Source organism: Streptomyces sp. NPDC012888 (assembly GCF_042900645.1).
GTDB lineage: Bacteria > Actinomycetota > Actinomycetes > Streptomycetales > Streptomycetaceae > Streptomyces.
This window is the reverse complement of sequence record NZ_JBIBBM010000029.1, coordinates 2,346-5,061: the sequence shown is the minus strand read 5'-3', so window position 1 is coordinate 5,061 and position 2,716 is coordinate 2,346. Positions and strand designations below refer to the sequence as shown.

1 rRNA gene (running past one end of the window) is annotated in these 2,716 nt (G+C 56.3%); it reads right to left on the bottom strand.

Features of this window, described 5'->3' with window-relative positions:
- Positions 1-32: 32 nt before the first annotated feature.
- Positions 33-2,716 (bottom strand): 23S ribosomal RNA (locus tag ACFY61_RS31950); it runs 252 nt beyond the window's last position.

Below are 2,716 nucleotides of genomic sequence, written 5' to 3'. Positions count from 1 at the left end.
CTTCAGAACTAACACAGTGGACGCGAGCAACTGAGGACAAGCCCTCGGCCTATTAGTACCAGTCAGCTCCACCCGTTACCGGGCTTCCACATCTGGCCTATCAACCCAGTCGTCTACTGGGAGCCTTACCCTCTCAAGGAGGTGGGAATACTCATCTCGAAGCAGGCTTCCCGCTTAGATGCTTTCAGCGGTTATCCCTCCCGAACGTAGCCAACCAGCCATGCCCTTGGCAGGACAACTGGCACACCAGAGGTTCGTCCGTCCCGGTCCTCTCGTACTAGGGACAGCCCTTCTCAATATTCCTACGCGCACAGCGGATAGGGACCGAACTGTCTCACGACGTTCTAAACCCAGCTCGCGTACCGCTTTAATGGGCGAACAGCCCAACCCTTGGGACCGACTCCAGCCCCAGGATGCGACGAGCCGACATCGAGGTGCCAAACCATCCCGTCGATATGGACTCTTGGGGAAGATCAGCCTGTTATCCCCGGGGTACCTTTTATCCGTTGAGCGACGGCGCTTCCACAAGCCACCGCCGGATCACTAGTCCCGACTTTCGTCCCTGCTCGACCCGTCGGTCTCACAGTCAAGCTCCCTTGTGCACTTACACTCAACACCTGATTGCCAACCAGGCTGAGGGAACCTTTGGGCGCCTCCGTTACCCTTTGGGAGGCAACCGCCCCAGTTAAACTACCCATCAGACACTGTCCCTGATCCGGATCACGGACCGAGGTTAGACATCCAGCACGACCAGAGTGGTATTTCAACGGCGACTCCACAACCACTGGCGTGGCTGCTTCAAAGTCTCCCACCTATCCTACACAAGCCGAACCGAACACCAATATCAAACTGTAGTAAAGGTCCCGGGGTCTTTCCGTCCTGCTGCGCGAAACGAGCATCTTTACTCGTAGTGCAATTTCACCGGGCCTATGGTTGAGACAGTCGAGAAGTCGTTACGCCATTCGTGCAGGTCGGAACTTACCCGACAAGGAATTTCGCTACCTTAGGATGGTTATAGTTACCACCGCCGTTTACTGGCGCTTAAGTTCTCAGCTTCGCAACCCCGAAAGGTCACTAACCGGTCCCCTTAACGTTCCAGCACCGGGCAGGCGTCAGTCCGTATACATCGCCTTACGGCTTCGCACGGACCTGTGTTTTTAGTAAACAGTCGCTTCTCGCTGGTCTCTGCGGCCACCCCCAGCTCACGGAGTAAATCCGATCACCAGTGATGGCCCCCCTTCTCCCGAAGTTACGGGGGCATTTTGCCGAGTTCCTTAACCATAGTTCACCCGAACGCCTCGGTATTCTCTACCTGACCACCTGAGTCGGTTTAGGGTACGGGCCGCCATGAAACTCGCTAGAGGCTTTTCTCGACAGCATAGGATCATCCACTTCACCACAATCGGCTCGGCATCAGGTCTCAGCCTTAACGTGTGACGGATTTGCCTACCACACGGCCTACACCCTTACCCCGGGACTACCACCGCCCGGGCTGGACTACCTTCCTGCGTCACCCCATCGCTTACCTACTACCACCTTGGATCAGCGGCTCCACCACTTTCCTTTCCCCGAAGGGTCCGGAACGGCTTCACGGCCTTAGCATTAATGGATTCGATATTGGGCGTTTCAAAGCGGGTACCGGAATATCAACCGGTTGTCCATCGACTACGCCTGTCGGCCTCGCCTTAGGTCCCGACTTACCCTGGGCAGATCAGCTTGACCCAGGAACCCTTAGTCAATCGGCGCAAGAGTTTCTCACTCTTGTATCGCTACTCATGCCTGCATTCTCACTCGTGAACCGTCCACAACTACCTTCCGGTGCTGCTTCACCCGGCACACGACGCTCCCCTACCCATCACAGCACCCGTTGGGGCTTTATGCTGCAATGACACGACTTCGGCGGTACGCTTGAGCCCCGCTACATTGTCGGCGCGGAATCACTTGACCAGTGAGCTATTACGCACTCTTTCAAGGGTGGCTGCTTCTAAGCCAACCTCCTGGTTGTCTCTGCGACTCCACATCCTTTCCCACTTAGCGTACGCTTAGGGGCCTTAGTCGATGCTCTGGGCTGTTTCCCTCTCGACCATGGAGCTTATCCCCCACAGTCTCACTGCCGTGCTCTCACTTACCGGCATTCGGAGTTTGGCTAAGGTCAGTAACCCGGTAGGGCCCATCGCCTATCCAGTGCTCTACCTCCGGCAAGAAACACACGACGCTGCACCTAAATGCATTTCGGGGAGAACCAGCTATCACGGAGTTTGATTGGCCTTTCACCCCTAACCACAGGTCATCCCCCAGGTTTTCAACCCTGGTGGGTTCGGTCCTCCACGAAGTCTTACCTCCGCTTCAACCTGCCCATGGCTAGATCACTCCGCTTCGGGTCTAGAGCGTGCAACTCAATCGCCCTATTCGGACTCGCTTTCGCTACGGCTTCCCCACACGGGTTAACCTCGCTACACACCGCTAACTCGCAGGCTCATTCTTCAAAAGGCACGCAGTCACGAGATGCACAAGTGCATCCGACGCTCCCACGGCTTGTAGGCACACGGTTTCAGGTACTATTTCACTCCGCTCCCGCGGTACTTTTCACCATTCCCTCACGGTACTATCCGCTATCGGTCACCAGGGAATATTTAGGCTTAGCGGGTGGTCCCGCCAGATTCACACGGGATTTCTCGGGCCCCGTGCTACTTGGGAGATGAGCAAGCAAGCCGCT